The sequence below is a fragment of the Synechococcus sp. LA31 genome (genome assembly GCF_018502385.1).
Taxonomy (GTDB): domain Bacteria; phylum Cyanobacteriota; class Cyanobacteriia; order PCC-6307; family Cyanobiaceae; genus Vulcanococcus.
This window is the reverse complement of sequence record NZ_CP075523.1, coordinates 2,178,269-2,192,632: the sequence shown is the minus strand read 5'-3', so window position 1 is coordinate 2,192,632 and position 14,364 is coordinate 2,178,269. Positions and strand designations below refer to the sequence as shown.

The 14,364-nt window shown below is 65.7% G+C and carries 15 protein-coding genes; 10 read left to right on the top strand and 5 right to left on the bottom strand.

Translation table 11 applies throughout. The annotated features are described in order from the left end of the window. Positions 1-63 precede the first annotated feature (63 nt). Genes clpX through KJJ24_RS11925 form a run of 3 tightly spaced genes read left to right on the top strand, consistent with a single transcriptional unit; the run spans position 64 to position 3,920 of the window. Positions 64-1,416 carry an ATP-dependent protease ATP-binding subunit ClpX gene (clpX, locus tag KJJ24_RS11935; RefSeq protein WP_214338978.1) on the top strand — a complete coding sequence of 451 codons (1,353 nt, stop codon included), beginning with the start codon at positions 64-66 and terminating at the stop codon, positions 1,414-1,416. A 35-nt stretch (positions 1,417-1,451) separates the two neighbouring features. Further along, positions 1,452-2,123 (top strand): lecithin retinol acyltransferase family protein, encoded by a 672-nt coding sequence (locus KJJ24_RS11930; protein WP_214338977.1) that lies wholly within the window; start codon positions 1,452-1,454, stop codon positions 2,121-2,123. A 9-nt stretch (positions 2,124-2,132) separates the two neighbouring features. Then, positions 2,133-3,920 carry a DNA polymerase III subunit gamma/tau gene (locus tag KJJ24_RS11925; RefSeq protein WP_214338976.1) on the top strand — a complete coding sequence of 596 codons (1,788 nt, stop codon included), beginning with the start codon at positions 2,133-2,135 and terminating at the stop codon, positions 3,918-3,920. 22 nt (positions 3,921-3,942) lie between these two features. On the opposite strand, the gene KJJ24_RS11920 is transcribed toward KJJ24_RS11925, so the two are convergent. Further along, positions 3,943-5,292 (bottom strand): glycosyltransferase family 2 protein, encoded by a 1,350-nt coding sequence (locus tag KJJ24_RS11920; RefSeq protein ID WP_214338975.1) that lies wholly within the window; start codon positions 5,290-5,292, stop codon positions 3,943-3,945. A 24-nt stretch (positions 5,293-5,316) separates the two neighbouring features. After that, positions 5,317-6,834 carry a SpoIID/LytB domain-containing protein gene (locus KJJ24_RS11915; protein ID WP_214338974.1) on the bottom strand — a complete coding sequence of 506 codons (1,518 nt, stop codon included), beginning with the start codon at positions 6,832-6,834 and terminating at the stop codon, positions 5,317-5,319. Positions 6,835-6,927: 93 nt separating this feature from the next. Here KJJ24_RS11915 and rpmI point away from each other — a divergent pair, with 93 nt between their 5' ends. From rpmI to KJJ24_RS11900, 3 genes are read left to right on the top strand one after another with little or no spacing between them, the layout of a single operon-like run. Then, a complete protein-coding gene (rpmI, locus tag KJJ24_RS11910; RefSeq protein WP_010312717.1) occupies positions 6,928-7,125 on the top strand; it encodes a 50S ribosomal protein L35 in 198 nt (65 codons plus the stop codon). Between the two features lie 45 nt (positions 7,126-7,170). Next, positions 7,171-7,518 carry a 50S ribosomal protein L20 gene (gene rplT, locus KJJ24_RS11905; RefSeq protein ID WP_214338972.1) on the top strand — a complete coding sequence of 116 codons (348 nt, stop codon included), beginning with the start codon at positions 7,171-7,173 and terminating at the stop codon, positions 7,516-7,518. A 35-nt stretch (positions 7,519-7,553) separates the two neighbouring features. Further along, a complete protein-coding gene (locus tag KJJ24_RS11900; RefSeq protein ID WP_214338971.1) occupies positions 7,554-8,075 on the top strand; it encodes a tetratricopeptide repeat protein in 522 nt (173 codons plus the stop codon). Between the two features lie 12 nt (positions 8,076-8,087). On the opposite strand, the gene KJJ24_RS11895 is transcribed toward KJJ24_RS11900, so the two are convergent. Beyond that, positions 8,088-8,612: a hypothetical protein gene (locus tag KJJ24_RS11895; RefSeq protein ID WP_371811731.1), complete on the bottom strand. Its 525-nt coding sequence runs from the start codon at positions 8,610-8,612 to the stop codon at positions 8,088-8,090. 74 nt (positions 8,613-8,686) lie between these two features. Between KJJ24_RS11895 and KJJ24_RS11890 the strand changes: the two genes are divergently transcribed. The 4 genes from KJJ24_RS11890 (at position 8,687) to KJJ24_RS11875 (ending at position 12,189) form a co-directional block, all read left to right on the top strand. Beyond that, entirely contained in the window at positions 8,687-9,520 is an 834-nt protein-coding gene (locus KJJ24_RS11890) for a thiazole synthase (protein WP_214338969.1), read from the top strand. A gap of 70 nt (positions 9,521-9,590) precedes the next feature. After that, on the top strand, positions 9,591-9,758 hold the full coding sequence (gene psb34 / locus KJJ24_RS11885) for a photosystem II assembly protein Psb34 (RefSeq protein WP_214338967.1): 168 nt from the start codon (positions 9,591-9,593) through the stop codon (positions 9,756-9,758). Between the two features lie 68 nt (positions 9,759-9,826). Continuing rightward, entirely contained in the window at positions 9,827-11,020 is a 1,194-nt protein-coding gene (locus KJJ24_RS11880) for an NAD-dependent epimerase/dehydratase family protein (RefSeq protein WP_214338965.1), read from the top strand. Positions 11,021-11,040: 20 nt separating this feature from the next. Then, the gene (locus tag KJJ24_RS11875; protein ID WP_214338963.1) at positions 11,041-12,189 is read left to right on the top strand and encodes a glycosyltransferase family 1 protein; all 1,149 of its coding nucleotides are present in this window, start codon (positions 11,041-11,043) and stop codon (positions 12,187-12,189) included. Here KJJ24_RS11875 and mrdA read toward each other — a convergent pair. Beyond that, positions 12,171-13,961 carry a penicillin-binding protein 2 gene (gene mrdA, locus KJJ24_RS11870; RefSeq protein WP_214338961.1) on the bottom strand — a complete coding sequence of 597 codons (1,791 nt, stop codon included), beginning with the start codon at positions 13,959-13,961 and terminating at the stop codon, positions 12,171-12,173. The two genes, KJJ24_RS11875 and mrdA, sit on opposite strands and share 19 nt — an antisense overlap. 5 nt (positions 13,962-13,966) lie before the next feature. Next, the gene (locus KJJ24_RS11865) at positions 13,967-14,341 is read right to left on the bottom strand and encodes a hypothetical protein (RefSeq protein ID WP_214338960.1); all 375 of its coding nucleotides are present in this window, start codon (positions 14,339-14,341) and stop codon (positions 13,967-13,969) included. Positions 14,342-14,364 lie beyond the last annotated feature (23 nt).

The window sequence follows — 14,364 nt, the reverse complement described above, 5'->3', positions numbered from 1 at the left end:
CTGGTTTCGGGCCCATAGCCCGCTCCCACCAGGACGCTCCCGCAGCACCGCCGCTTCTGCTCGATGCCCAAATTCGATGCCCACCTGAAGTGTTCGTTCTGCGGGAAGTCGCAGGACCAGGTGCGCAAGCTGATCGCCGGTCCCGGCGTTTACATCTGCGACGAGTGCATCGATCTCTGCAACGAGATCCTTGATGAGGAGCTGGTGGATGGCCATGGCGGCAGCGCCCGTCAGCCCGCCGAGGCCAAAGGCAAGACGTCAGCCAAGAAGAGCAGCAAGCCCGCACCCACACTCGCCGAGATCCCCAAACCCCAGGAGATCAAGGCGCATCTCGATGCCCAGGTCGTGGGCCAGGAGGAAGCCAAAAAGGTGCTGTCGGTGGCTGTGTACAACCACTACAAGCGCCTGGCCTGGCAGGGCGATGGCAAAGGCGAAGCCAGCGAAACCGCCACACGCCTGCACAAGAGCAACATCATGCTCATCGGCCCCACCGGCTGCGGCAAGACGCTGCTTGCCCAGACGCTGGCCGAACTGCTCGACGTGCCCTTCGCCGTGGCCGATGCCACCACCCTCACCGAAGCCGGCTACGTGGGGGAAGACGTGGAGAACATCCTGTTGCGGCTGCTGCAGAAGGCAGATCTGGATGTGGATCAAGCCCAGCGGGGCATCATTTATATCGACGAGATCGACAAGATCGCTCGCAAGAGCGAGAACCCCTCAATCACCCGCGACGTATCGGGCGAAGGGGTGCAGCAGGCGCTGCTCAAGCTGCTGGAAGGCACCGTGGCCAACGTGCCGCCACAGGGGGGCCGCAAGCATCCCTACCAGGACTGCATCCAGATCGACACCAGCCAGATCCTGTTCATCTGCGGCGGCGCCTTTGTGGGTCTGGAGGATGTGGTGCAACGCCGCATGGGCCGCAATGCCATCGGCTTCATCCCCGAAGGCGGCCGCAGCCGCAATCGCCAGGGCAAGGATCAACAGGCCGCCCACGTGCTGCGCCACCTCGAGCCCGATGACCTGGTGAAATACGGGTTGATCCCGGAATTCATCGGCCGCCTTCCAGTGAGCGCCGTGCTGGAGCCTCTCGACACCCGAGCTCTGGAGGCGATCCTCACCGAACCGCGCGACGCCCTGGTGAAGCAGTTCCAGACGCTGCTGAGCATGGACGAGGTGCGGCTCGATTTCGAACCGGGCGCTGTGGAAGCGATCGCCGCTGAAGCCCACCGCCGCAAAACCGGCGCCCGCGCCCTGCGCGGCATCGTGGAAGAGCTGATGCTCGATCTGATGTACGACCTGCCATCCGACAAGAGCACCAAAACCTTCACCGTGACCCGGGAGCTGGTGGAAGAACGCACCAAGGCCAAGGTGCTGCCCCTGCCCGGCAGCGACCAGGTGCAGCAGGAAACCGCCTGATCGCCCCGCCGCGCTGATCGCGCAGAACGCTCGCTATGGCCGCTGCTGATCACCTACAGGTGCCGCGTCAGCACGGCCTGTTTAACCACCACGGCATCGACCTGGGCGACGGCACGGTGGCCCACTACCTGGAAGGGCGGGAGATCCTGCGCAGCCCATTGCAGGACTTCAGCCGCGGCCAGCCCTTGAGCCTGGTGCCCTACACCCCAGGCGCCTGCTCAGCGCCGGGTGTGACCCTGCGGCGGGCGATGAGCCGGCTGGGGGAGCACAACTACAACCTGCTGTTCAACAACTGCGAGCACTTCGCCCACTGGTGCAAAACCGGCCGGCACCGCAGTGAACAAGTGGAGAACTGGCTGCACACCGGCAGCCTCGGCGCCCTGGCCTTGGGACAGTTCGTGCCCGCCGCGGTGTTCAGCGGGGCCCGCATGCTGCTGCGCCAGGGTCTGCGCCTCAACGACGCCCAGTTGGAGCAGGGCAAAGCCCTGGCCCAGCGCAGCCTCGAACAGCTCGATGGGCTGCGGCTCAAGCTGCAAAACCGCCTAGAAGCGGAACTCACCAAAGCAGAACAACGCTGGAGCACCGGCGATCAGGACAGCCCTCGCTATGCCACCTTGCGGCTGGCTGCCCAGAAGCTGGCCGATCAACTCAGCGAGGTGGAGGAGCTGGAGGCGAGGCTGGAGCACATGCTCGAGAGCGGCCAGTAGCCTCCAGCCATGCCGGCTGCCTATCAACCCCTCCATCACAAATACAGGCCCCAGCGCTTCGATCAGCTGGTGGGCCAGGAGGCGATTGCGGCCACCCTCGGCAACGCCTTGCGATCTGGCCGGATCGCACCGGCTTACCTCTTCAGCGGCCCACGCGGCACCGGCAAAACCTCCAGCGCCCGCATCCTGGCGCGCTCCCTCAACTGCATCGGCGCCGATGGGCCAACGCCGGAGCCTTGTGGCACCTGTGAGCTGTGCCGCTCCATCGCAGCCGGCAACGCCCTCGATGTGATCGAGATCGATGCCGCTTCCAATACCGGCGTCGACAACATCCGCGAGCTGATCGAACGCTCCCGCTTTGCGCCGGTGCAGGCCCGCTGGAAGGTGTATGTGGTGGACGAGTGCCACATGCTCTCCACGGCCGCCTTCAACGCCCTGCTCAAAACGCTGGAGGAGCCGCCGCCGCGCGTGGTGTTCGTGCTGGCCACCACCGACCCCCAGCGGGTGCTGCCCACCATCCTGAGCCGCTGCCAGCGCTTTGATTTCCGCCGCATTCCCCTCGATGCCCTGGAGCAGCATCTGGGCTGGATCGCCGCGCAGGAACAGATCCAAATCACCGCTGAGGCGCTGCATGTAGTGGCCCAGCGGGCCCAGGGCGGGCTCCGTGACGCCGAAAGCCTGCTCGATCAGCTGAGCCTGCTACCGCCACCGGTGGAACCGCAGGCGGTATGGGAGTTGCTGGGCGCTGTGCCCGAGCAAGAGCTGCTGCAGCTGGCCGAATCCCTGGCCGCCGCAGAACCGCTGGGCCTGATCGAAGCGATTCGCACCCTGCTCGAGCGCGGCCGCGAACCCTCCGCCGTGCTGCAAGGCCTGGCTGGGTTGCTGCGGGATCTGGTGCTGGCCGGTGTGGCCCCCGAGCGGCTCGAGCTCACCAGCTTCTCGCCGCAGTTCCGTGGCGGCCTGCCGGATCTAGCCCGGCGCATCGGCAAGGCTCCACTGCTGCGCTGGCAAGCCCAGCTCAAGGGCAGCGAACAGCAGCTGCGCCAAAGCGTGCAACCGCGCCTTTGGCTTGAAGTGCTGCTGCTGGGCCTACTGGCCGAACCCCAAGCCAGCCCCGCAGCCGCGCCCGCCACAACACCGATCGCGGCAGCCCCCCCTGCGGCAGCCGTGGTCCCGCCCGCTGCACCCGCGCCAGCGACCGAACCGCACCGTCCTCCTCCTCCCAGCACGAAGGTGGACGTCGCCAGCCCGGCAGGCGGTGCTGATCTCGCTGAGCTATGGCAGCAGATCCTGGCGGGCCTCGAGCTCCCCTCCACGCGCATGTTGCTCTCGCAGCAGGCCGTGTTGGCCCGGCTGGATCAGCAGCGGGCTGTGGTGCAAGTGGCGGGCAATTGGATGGCCATGGTGCAGAGCCGCATGCCCCTGCTGGAGAAAGCGGTCAGCACAACCCTGGGCAGCCCGCGCCAAGTGGTGCTGGAAGCCGGCGGGGCACCTCCACCTCCACCACCACCACCGCTGCCCGCGCCGCCCCCGGCACCACGGCAACCTGCAGCTGTGGCGCCGCCCGCACCACTGCCGAAACCACAGCCAGAGCAACAACCCGCCGCGGCACAACCCCCTGCGCAAACCCCTACACAACAACCGGAGCCGGTCGCAGCGCAGCCCCCTGCGCAGACCACCCTGATCGACGATCAGGCCAAGCGACTAGCCGACTTCTTCAATGGCGAAGTGGTGCAGCTCGATGGCCCTCTGCCCGACCTAGACATCCAGAGCAACAACAGCGGCCAGGCGGCCTAAACAGCTTCGACGATCACCCGCCTCAGGACACCTGCGTGGTGAGATCGGCCTCTTCACTTGCGAGAGCGTCGCCGGCGCCGACATGCAGAGTCTTGGCCCACACCAGACGCTTGGGCAGCAGGGCCATGCGCAGGGTGGTGTAAGGAATCACCACAAACCAATGGCCCAGATAGGCGATCCCCAGAGCCAGGTTGAGCACATGCATGCTGGGTAGCGCAGGGCCTTCGCTGCGGCGCAAGCACCCCACCAAGATGGCGCCGCCAGAGAGGCCAAACGCCACAAACGACAGCGGCCACATCAACGGCGACGTGCGGCTCAACAGGCTGGTGAGCAGATCAGCCACCGCCATCACCGGCAAGGCGTACTGCAGCAGGAAAAAGCCGCTCAGATCCAGCTTGCGTGCCCCGCTGGTGGAGGCGCCGGTGAGCTGGGGCCAGTAATCAAAAAAGCGCTGCAGGCCTCCTTCGGCCCAGCGCTGCCGTTGCCGCCATAACCCCACCAGGCTGGTCACAGCCTCCTCCTGGATCGGTGGATTCCAGAGCAGGCCAACCGGCTGGCCTTGCACGAGGAGGCGGAAGCTGAGGTCGAGGTCGTCAGTCACCGTGGCCTCATTGAAACCATCGCAGGCCAGCACCACCTCACGCTGGAGCAGCTGGCCATTACCTCGGAGCTCCACCACCCCACCACTGCGCAAGCGGCCCTGCTGAATCACCGCATCAAGGGCCATCTCCATGGCCTGGGCGCGAGTGAGCCAGTTGTGATCGGCGTTCACCACCGCCTTGCGCAGCTGCACCGCAGACCAGCCGCCCCGCTCAGCAAAAGCCACCAGCCGCTCAAGCCCATCGGGCTGCAACTGGGCATCAGCATCCAGCACCAGCAGCCAGCGGCCCTGCAACTGGGGGAGCAGAGCATTCAGCGCCCCAGACTTGCCACCACCCGCATCGCGGCTGCGCCGCAGCACCTGCAGCTGGGGATAACGACCCTGATAACTCTCCAGCACCTGGGGCGTGCGGTCCTCACTGCCGTCGTCAATCACCCAGAGCCGCAGCTGCTCGGTGGGGTAGCTCAGCTCAGCCAGACGCTCCACCAGCCGGCCGATCACCGCCTCCTCATCACGGGCGGCCACCACCAGATCCACCGCCGGCCAGCTCGTGAGGGCCTGTGATTCATCGCTGGCTTCCGGGCGGCCGAGCAACGGCAGAAACACCGTTCGCACCGCGTAGGCACCAAGCAGGAGCGTGAGCGCCACCGACGGCCAAAGGCTCCGGCTCGCCGGCAGGGCATGGGGGAGCCCCCCGGCCGCGCAGCAGCCCAGCAGAAACAATGAGGCCTGCAGACGGCGGGCTCCTGTGGCTGTGCCCCCGGCGGCCATGACATGTTCCAGGTCTGTGGAACTTTAAAGGGCTCCCCCGTTGGCCCCTGCCAGCGACTGAATCGGCACCAGCTGGGCACCCGGGTAATAGCGGCTCAGGATCTGATCCACCGTCCAGCCGCGGCGGGCCAAATCGATGGCGCCGGCCTGCGAGAGGCCGGCGCCATGGCCAAAGCCACCACCCACCACACTCCAAGCCCCGCCGCCGGCAGGGCGCAAAACAAACAACGTGCTCGGCAGCTGGCGGTAGGTGCGACGGATGGCATCACGCTCGAGCACCACCTGACCCTGAGGCCCCTGGATCGCCAGGCGCACCACCCTGCCGCTGGGGCCGCGCTCGAGCACCACAGGCTTCAGCGGTGATCCAAGGCCAGCACCGCTGGCGCCCAGGCCCTGGCGCAGGCTGGCCTGATCCAGCTGGCGACGCCAGCGGAACAGGGGATGGGAGGCGCCCACTACACCACTGCGGCGCGCCAGCAGCAGAGCCACCTCCTGATCGCTATCGAGCGGCAGGCTCACTCCCTGGGGCGGGGCAGTGCGTAGATCCAGTGCGGGCTCCAGGTAACGGAGCTCTGGCAGGGGCCAGGCCTCATCTTCATCGGCACTCACACCGCCGTTGCTGGCGTGATACACAGCGTGAATCGGCTTCCCCTCAGCGGCCAGCACCCGGCCGGCGGTCCCACTCACGGCCTGGCGCACAGCCGGCCCGGCCTGGCGGGGGTCGCTGTACACCTGGCACTGGGTGTCGGAACAGAGGTGGTAACCATCCACCAAAAATCGGTGTTGGTTACGCAGCGCCCAGGTGCGGGCCAGCACCGCCTGGGCTGCCAGGGCAGCGGCCGGTGAGCCGGCGCCGATTTCATGGGGCACCACCCCCTGCAGATACCGCTCCAGGGGCACCTGCTCCACCAGGGTCCAGCTGCCATAGGCATCGCTTTGCAGCCGGAACGGTCCGGCGAACACCCCACCTTTGAAGCGGAGCCCTCCTGGGGCCTGAAGCTGCACGGGCGAGGCAAGGTTGCGCCAGCCGGCCGGGGTCTGCACCTGCAACACCCGTTGCTGGGTGAGACGCTGCTGCACCTGGCGCACCGCATAACCCTCGGGGGGAGCAGCACCGGGTGCGGCCCACACTTCCCAGTCGCGCGGGTGGGCCACCTCGGCAGTCACGCCCGCGCGGCTCCAGGCGAGGGCCGCCTGCTCCGCCCCCTCAAAGCTTGAAAAGGGTCCCATCACGCTGCGGCGGATCTCCACCGGGTCGGCCAGGGGCTGGGAGAGCCAACGCAGCTGCAAGCGGGCGCTGCTGAAGCGCTCACCGCGGCCATCCACCAGTTGCAGCGCCCCCGATGCGGCCTCGAGCCGCAGGGGTTCGGCCCCAAGGCGTGCCGCCAACGACACCCAGAGCACGGGCCGCTGACCATCAACCGCTGGAGGTTCAGGCACCGGCAAACGGGTGCGCGATTCAGCCCCGGCGCCCTGGCAGCCGGCGCTGAGCACCAACAGTGACAGTGACAACAGGGCTGGAAGCACACGCAACGTGGCCATCGCATCACCAAAGACGCAGTTCGACCCTAGGGGGAGTTGGCGGAAGGGACTCCCAGGTCGTACCCTCATCGTTTGTGCCCGAGCGCGTAGACAATGCCGAAGCTCAAGACCCGCAAAGCAGCCGCCAAGCGGTTCAAAGCCACCGGCAGCGGAAAGTTCATGCGCCGCCACGCTTTCCGCAATCACCTGCTCGACCACAAAAGCCCGAAGCGCAAGCGTTTCCTCGGCACCATGGCGGTGGTTGACGAGCGCGACGCGGACAACGTGCGCGCCATGCTCCCCTACAGCTGAATCGCCCGGCTGACCCGCTGTTTCACCGTTTTCTGAGAACCATCGATGGCACGCGTTAAGAGGGGCAATGTCGCCCGTAAGCGCCGCAACAAGATTCTGCGTTTGGCCCGCGGCTTCCGCGGCGGCAACGGCTCGCTGTTCCGCACCGCCAACCAGCGGGTGATGAAGGCCCTCTGCAACGCCTATCGCGATCGTCGCCGCCGCAAGCGCGACTTCCGTCGCCTGTGGATTGCACGCATCAACGCAGCGGCTCGCCTGAACGGCGTGAGCTACAGCCGGCTGATCGGTGGCCTGAAGAAGGCTGACGTGCAACTGAACCGCAAGATGCTGGCCCAGCTGGCTGTGATGGATCCCAGCAGCTTCACCGCTGTGGTGGGTGCAGCCAAGAGCTGACCGCTAATCTCTGCGCTGCCTGATCAGGTTGGTTGATGGATTTTTCGCTTCCACAGGCCTACCTGATCGGGCTTTTGGTGATTTTGGGAGGGGCTGCCGTGTTGGTAGCCCGCCAAATCCTCCGAGTTCGGCGCGATGAGCTGGCCCTGATCCGCTTGGAGCAATCCAGCAAATCAGGTGACCAATCCGCCGCCGACCTCTACGAACTGGCTTCGGTTCAGCTGCGCAAGCGGCTCTACGACCAAGCGATTGACAACCTGAAGCTGGCGAGCAAGTTCTCGGCTGCTGAACCAGCAGAAGCCCAGGCGTTGATTGAAAACGCGCTGGGCTTTGCCTTAGCTGCCAAAAGCAACTACGGAGCCGCAATCAAGCACTACCGCGCTGCTCTACGGGCCAAAGCCGACTACCCAGTGGCCCTGAACAACCTTGCCTTCGCTTTGGAAAAGCAACAAAAGCCAGAGGAAGCCAAGGAGAATTACCTGAAGGTGCTCGAGCTCGACAGCAGCAACGGCACGGCCAAAAAGCGGCTCAAGCGGCTGGAACGAACCGCCGCTTGAGCTTGCTCAACCTCACCAGAGGCCGCGAACTGCGGGAGCCGTACCGCCAGCGCCCACCGGGTTAAGCACCAGTTGCCCGCCGGGGTTGGTGAGCCGCGGAGCCGTCCATCCCGCCAGGGTGAAGCCCTGCAGGCCTAGGAACAGGCCTCCATCTTCGAGACCCGCTTCACGCACATCCCCGAGCAGCAGTAGATCGAGCTGATCAGAGCTGGCGTTGAGGTTGCCCTGCACCGGCAGGCTCACCGAGCCGACGGTCATCTGGCCGCGCAGGTCGAGCATCTGGCCGATGGCTGTCACTGCCGTGACATCCAGCTGCACACTCACCGGCGTGCCACCTGCAAAGGGCTGGTAGGTGCCGCTCCATTGGCGAGGCATGGTGCCAACCAGTTCAGCCGCCCGCGCAATGGGATCAAAGGTGCGCACCGTGGCCTGCTGGCCGAAGTTCTCTGACAGCGGCGTGGCGACAGCCGCCGGTTCCTGGAACGGAACGGCGCTGCCCACGGGCAGGGGCGTGGCGGCCAGCAGCAGCGGGATCACAGCAATGCACAGAAGTGGCCCAAGGGTAAGGGGGCCAGAGGCGATCGGTCAGGACCGCGCGGTACGTTCGCTGCATGGCTGAGACCTCTGCCGTGACCGCCTTCAACCGCACGCCGAACGACGCCCTGGTGATCGGTGGACGCAGCTTCCGCAGCCGCTTAATGACCGGCACCGGCAAATACCCCAGCATCCAGGCGATGCAGGCCAGCCTGGCCAGTAGCGACTGCGAGATCGTGACGGTGGCGGTGCGGCGCGTGCAGAGCCAGGCCGCAGGCCATGAGGGGCTGATGGAGGCGATCGACTGGCAGCGCATCTGGATGCTGCCCAACACGGCAGGCTGTGCCACCGCCGATGAAGCGATCCGCGTGGCACGGCTGGGGCGCGAATTGGCCAAGCTCGCCGGCCAAGAAGACAACACCTTTGTGAAATTGGAGGTGATCCCCGACAGCAAACACCTGCTGCCGGATCCGATCGGCACGCTTGAGGCCGCCGAGAAGCTGGTGAAAGAAGGCTTCACCGTGCTGCCCTACATCAATGCCGACCCTCTGCTGGCCAAGCGTCTCGAGGAAGCCGGTTGCGCCACCGTGATGCCCCTGGGCTCGCCCATCGGCTCGGGGCAGGGCATCCGCAACGCCGCCAACATTGCCCTGATCATCGAAAACGCCAGCGTGCCGGTGGTGGTCGATGCCGGCCTAGGCGTCCCCAGCGAGGCAGCGCAAGCGATGGAGATGGGCGCCGATGCCCTGCTGATCAACAGCGCCATTGCCATGGCAGGCGATCCGCCAGCAATGGCCAGGGCGATGGCCATGGCCTGTGAAGCTGGCCGCACCGCCTTCCATGCCGGCCGCCTGCCCATCCGCAGCGCGGCCAACCCCAGCTCACCCACCGGCGGTCGAGTAGGCACGTAACGCTTCCGAACGGGACCGTGGCGCGGTCTAAAAACCGTTCGTACTGTCGCCTGAGCGACTCACCATTGCGATGCAGGTCACCCAAGAGGATGGCGGCAGGCTGAATGCCTTCGCGAAGGAACCCCGCATGGAAGTGATGGGGGTAGGCGAAACCAGCAGCGCCAACAGCCGGATGATGCTCATCGGCGGCACTGTGCTGGTGCTGCTTCTGCTGGGCGTTGCGGTGGGGATCAGCTGAATCCCTGTAGTAGCTTGCCCTGACGGAGCGGGTGCTCGGTCAGTCGCTCGCCTAACAGGAGTCCAGCGGTGAAGGTTTTCGTTCTCGGCGGTGACGGCTTCTGCGGCTGGCCCTGCGCCGTGAACCTGGCCGATCAGGGCCACGATGTGGTCATCGTGGACAACCTCAGCCGCCGCAAGATCGACATCGATCTGGCCGTTGAATCGCTCACCCCGATCGCCACCATGCCCGATCGGCTTGCCGCTTGGGAGCAGACCGGCGGCAAGCCCATGCGCTTCGTGCACATGGATATCGCCCATGAGTATCAGCGCCTGGTCGATCTGCTGCTGGCAGAGCGCCCGGATTCGGTGGTGCACTTCGCCGAACAGCGCGCTGCTCCCTATTCGATGAAGAGCAGCGCCACCAAGCGCTACACCGTCGATAACAACGTCAACGGCACCCACAACCTCCTGGCCGCCATCGTGGAGAGCGGTCTCGACATCCACGTGGTGCACCTCGGCACCATGGGTGTCTACGGCTACGGCTCCCACCGCGGCGCCACCATCCCCGAGGGTTACCTCAAGGTGGAAGTGCCCCAACCGGATGGCTCCCGCTTTGAGGAGGAGATCCTGCACCCGGCTAGCCCGGGCAGCGTCTATCACATGACGAAGACGCTGGATCAGCTGCTCTTCCTCTATTACAACAAGAACGACAAAGTGCGGATCACAGATCTGCACCAAGGCATCGTTTGGGGCACGAACACCGAAGCCACCGACCGCGACCCGCGCCTCACCAACCGCTTCGACTACGACGGCGATTACGGCACGGTGCTCAACCGCTTCCTGATGCAAGCAGCGATCGGCTATCCACTCACGGTGCACGGCACTGGTGGCCAGACCCGCGCCTTCATCCACATTCGTGACTCGGTGAAGTGCGTGCAGCTCGCCCTGGAAAACCCGCCAGAGAAGGCCGAACGGGTGAAGATCTTCAACCAGATGACCGAAAGCCATCAGGTGGGTGAACTGGCGAAGAAAGTGGCTGCCCTCACCGGCGCCGAGATCAACCACCTGCCCAACCCCCGCAATGAAGCGGTGGAAAACGATCTGATCGTGGACAACCGCTGCTTCATTGAGCTGGGCCTCACCCCCACCACCCTTGACGACGGGCTGCTCAAGGAAGTGGTGGAGATCGCCGGACGCTTTGCCGATCGCTGCGACCGCAGCCGCATCCCCTGCATCTCCGCCTGGACCAAAACCCAGGAAGCTGCCATTCAGGCGGCCTGATCCCACCCGGCCCCTCTGCCTTGAAGATCGCTCTCTTCACCGAAACCTTCCTGCCCAAAGTGGATGGGATCGTCACCCGTCTCACCAAAACGGTGCAGCACCTCGTGGCGGCCGGTGATGAGGTGCTGATCGTGTGCCCGGAAGGGGCGCCCGACACCTATCTGGGTGCCCAGGTGCTGGGAGTACCGGCGATGCCGCTGCCGCTCTATCCCGAGCTCAAGCTCGCCCTGCCGCGGCCGATGGTGTCGGATGCACTCGAGGCGTTTAACCCTGACCTGGTGCATGTGGTGAACCCAGCCGTACTCGGCCTCGGGGGCATCTGGATTGCCAAAACCAAGGGTTACCCCCTGGTAGCTAGCTATCACACCCATCTGCCCAAATACCTCGAGCACTACGGCCTCGGCATGTTCGAGCCGGTGCTGTGGGAACTGCTCAAGGCCGCCCACAACCAAGCCCAACTCAACCTCTGCACCTCCACCGCGATGGTGGCCGAGCTGAGCGAGAAGGGCATCCAACACACCGCCCTATGGCAGCGCGGTGTCGACACTGAACTCTTCCGGCCCGAGCTGCGCAGCGACACCATGCGCCAGCGCCTACTGGGCGGCCGCAGCGACACCGGCCAGCTGTTGCTCTACATCGGCCGCCTATCGGCCGAAAAGCAGATCGAGCGGATCCGGCCCGTGCTGGATGCCCTGCCTGATGCCCGCCTGGCCTTGGTGGGCGATGGCCCCTTCCGCCAGCAACTGGAAACTCTGTTTGCCGGAAGCGCTGCCACCTTCGTGGGCTACCTGGCCGGGGAGGAGCTGGCCAGCGCCTACGCCAGCGCCGATGCCTTCCTGTTCCCCAGCAGCACCGAAACCCTCGGCTTGGTGTTGTTGGAGGCGATGGCCGCCGGTTGCCCGGTCGTGGGTGCGAACCGTGGTGGCATTCCCGACATCGTGACCGATGGTGTGAACGGCTGCCTCTACGAACCCGACGGCACGGATGGCGGGGCCGGCAGCCTCACCGCCGCCGCCCTACGCCTGCTGGGTGATCCGAGCCAGCGCGAGCAACTGCGCCGCAACGCCCGCCAGGAAGCGGAGCGCTGGGGCTGGGCCGGGGCCACCGAGCAGCTGCGCCGCTACTACCGCCAGGTGCTCGAACCCACCCCTCAGCTCTTGCGCAGCTGATTCCACACCTCCAGCACCTTCCGCGCCATCGGCAGGGCATGCACCGAACCACCACCCGGTGTGTTTTGTGCAAAGGCCACCACCACAATCTCTCCATTGGGGTAGGGGGCAAAGCAAGCAAACCAGGCATGGTCGGGCCCGCCGGTGCTGTCTTCGGCGGTGCCGGTCTTACCGGCCACCGGTGGCAGGTTGGGCACATTCATGCCAGCACCTGTGCCATTGGACACCACCTTGCGCAGGCCGCGGGCCACGGTGGCCAGCGTGCTGGGCTTGATGGCCACCTTGGTGCGGCGGGGAGGGTCCGTCCAATCCAACCCCTGATCCACCAGATGGGGCGTAATCAGATAGCCGCCATTGGCGAACACCGCATAGGCCCGGGCCAGCTGCAGCGGCGTGATCTGCACCACTGACTGCCCGATCGACATGCTGGCCATGTCTTCGGGAATCCAGGGCGTGCTGCCGGGCTGGGCCCAACCACGGCCCTGGGCCGCCCAGCGCTCGTTGCCCACCAGACCTCGACTTTCCTCGTAGCCGATCTCAATCCCAGTGGGTTTGGTGAACCCAAGGCTGAGGGCCGCGTTGTGCAGCGCGATCGAACCCACGCCCACACCGATTTGATAAAAGAAGGTGTTGCTCGAAAAGCTGAGGGCGTCCTCGTAGCCGATCGTTCCGAAGCCAGTTCCGTTGTGATCCGGGAAGCAATGTCCGCCGTAGGTGATGCATCCCCGCGTCACCAGCTTGGTGCTGGGGGGAAACTTGCCGCTCTCCATGCCCGCCATGGCCGTGACGGCCTTCCAGGTGCTGCCCGGGTCGTAGGCGCTCATCGCTCGGCTGAGCAGCGGCTTCACCGGTGAATTGAACAGAGCGTCGTACTCCTTCTGCGTGGTGACGCTCTTGGAGAAGAAGTTGGGATCGAAGGTAGGCCGGCTAGCCAGGGCCAGAATCGCGCCATTGGCCGGGTTAAGGGCCACGATCGCGCCACCGGGTTTGTCTTTCAGCACCTGCTCTGCGGCGCGCTGCAGGTCGAGGTCGAGGGTGGTGAGCAGATCCTTGCCGGCCTTGGAAGGCCGGTCGCCCAGGATCCGCTGGATCTCACCCATGGCGTTCACCTCCACCATCTGGCCGCCCCAGGCCCCGCGCAGGTGGGATTCAAAAGCCGCTTCCAGGCCAATGCGGCCGATGCGATCGCGGATCTGATAGCCCTTCTTCGCCAGGGTTTTGTATTCCTGCTCGGTGATCGGCTGGGTGTAGCCCAGGGCATGGGCTCCCAAAGAGCCGTGCGGATAGCTGCGCAGCACATCCAGATCCACCTCAGCCCCGATCAGGCTGTTGCTCTGCTCGCGGAAGCGCAGCACCTGCTGGGGGGTGAGTTCGCTAGCGAGCTCGATGCGAAAGCGCTGGGTGCCAGGCCCCTCGCGCCGCTTCTGATCCAACTGGGCTTCCGGTAAACCCATCAGCTGACTGAGCCGTACCCGCAGAGCAGGCCAGCTCTGGTCGTTCACCAGCTTCGGCTGGAGGTAGAGGCTGTAGGTCAGCCGGCTCGAGACCAGCACCTGACCATGGCGATCCAGGATCCGGCCGCGCACCGGGCTGCGAGCCAGCAAGCGAATGCGGTTTTCATCGGCACGGGCCCTGTTCTCCTGCCCGTGCAGCAGCTGCAACCAGCCCAGCCGGCCCACCATCGCCGCAGCGAACAGCACCACCAGCCCCAGCAGGATGGCCGGCTGTTGCTGCATGCCCGAGTGCCGGTGTCCGCCGGAGGCCAGTGCCATGGTCCTCAGACCCCTGGCTGCAGCCGCTGCTCCAGCTGAGTGAGACGCCCACTGATCCGGGCCAAGGCCTGCTGCAGCTCCTGGCGGTCGTTCGGAGCGGAGGTCTCAGCGACGGGAGCCTCAGTGGGAACATCTCGTACATCCACCTTCATCACCGGATTGCCCAGGCCCGGTTGCAGCCGGTCGAGGTTGTCGCGCACCTGACGGGCTGCCGATTCACCTTCATCCTTGAGCTGGGCGAGGGCATCGCCGCTGCTACTGAAGGCCTCAAACACGTCGCGCGGGCCGCCGCGACGCGCCCGCTCCGCCACTGCCAGCCCCACGGGCAGCACATCCTGCATCAGGGTGAGGCGCAGGGAATCGAGCGGATCAGCAGCCATCGGAGCCGTGCAAACGGCGGTTC